At 49.7% G+C, this 1,468-nt stretch carries 1 protein-coding gene; it reads left to right on the top strand.

The annotated features are described in order from the left end of the window. Positions 1–355: 355 nt before the first annotated feature. Positions 356–1,468: AIPR family protein (locus PQQ51_RS34270; RefSeq protein ID WP_408501615.1), on the top strand; the 1,113-nt coding region annotated here is incomplete at its 3' end.

The raw sequence follows: 1,468 nt of genomic DNA, 5'->3' as shown, positions 1-1,468 counted from the left end.
GCACTGCGTCCCACGACCAAGCGCGACGATCATCCGGGCTACGCTTCATGCAAAAGGCACGAGACGACCCCTTGCTGCCTTTCAGTTGGTCTCACCGAACGTCATAGCCTATGCTCCATAGCGGCCGTTGTTCGGGCGGCCGATTTCGTGGGAAACCGTTTTTAATCTGAAAGACGGCCGAACGCCAAAGAGTGTTCTCGGGTGCGGATTTCTGGCACCATGCGTACGCACGGGAAGTCCTGCCAAGAAATATGTTGGGGCCCCGCGACACTAAGTTCGATACACTAAATTCGATGTTTGATCGGCGTCCGTACGCAGAGACGAAGCGCGTCAGGATGCTCAAAGAAATGCATATATGAAAAATCACGTGCTCCATATCGACGACTTCGCTAAAGACGATAAGAACCCTTTGAAGGCAAGGTTTGGCGAAGGGAATGCCCATTTGATTTGGGTGATGTCCATGTACTTGGACGAACCGGCCGCCGAGCAACTGGGCATTGACTGCCTCACAGACCAACCAAATGACAAAAAGCTAGATTTCATTTATCTCGATCCTGACAGCCGTCGCCTCGTTTTTGCGCAAGGGTATTACACGAAGAAGATCGGTGGGACTGCGCCTGGCAATAAGGCTTCAGACCTTAACACTGCGGCGGCATGGTTGCTGTCGGGCGACCTCGATAAGGTTCCTGACGACATCGCCGATTCCATACGGGAGTGTCGCAGTGCATTAGACAAAGGTGAAATCGATCAAATCGAGTTCGTATATGTTCATAATTTGGCTGAATCAAAGGCGGTGTCCGACGAACTTGAAACAGTCGGGAAACATGTTCAGAAACAGCTCGCAGGCCACGAAATCCAGGTTATAACAAAAGAAATCGGGTTGGAGGAGTGCGAACGTCTCTTCATTGCGCGTGAAAGCGGTATTCTCGTTAAAGATGACATAGTTATACCATCCGGTATTGCTTTCGAGGAGAGGGGTCCTAACTGGCGCGCCGCATTGGTATCGTTGCCGGCTAGTTGGCTATATGAACAATTTCACAAATATGGTCAAGAACTATTTTCCGCAAACTACCGTGGTTTCTTGGGCGTTAGTAAGCGAAAGAAGATTAATGCGGCCATGAAGCAGACGGCTGAGTCAAGTCCTGACGACTTTTGGGTGTTTAATAATGGCATTACTTTACTGACGCTCGATTATAAACCGTCGACAGGTAAGGTTCCGGCGACAACAATAACCGGATGCTCGATTATCAATGGCGCACAGACAACTGGATCGATCAGTCAAATTGACGGGAAGAAACACGATCTGTCTAAGGTGCGTGTGCTTGCTAGAGTCGTCGCATGTGGCCACCAAGAAACGGTTCGGGATATTGTCCGGTATAACAACACTCAGAATGAGATCACGACTTGGGATCAATATAGCAACACGGAGACGCAAAAACGGATTGCTGACGAATTCCAGTCACTGGGA

The sequence above is a fragment of the Paraburkholderia xenovorans genome (genome assembly GCF_046030735.1).
Lineage (GTDB): Bacteria > Pseudomonadota > Gammaproteobacteria > Burkholderiales > Burkholderiaceae > Paraburkholderia > Paraburkholderia xenovorans_A.
Note: the sequence above shows the minus strand (reverse complement) of the source record. Positions and strands in the feature narration are given on the sequence as shown.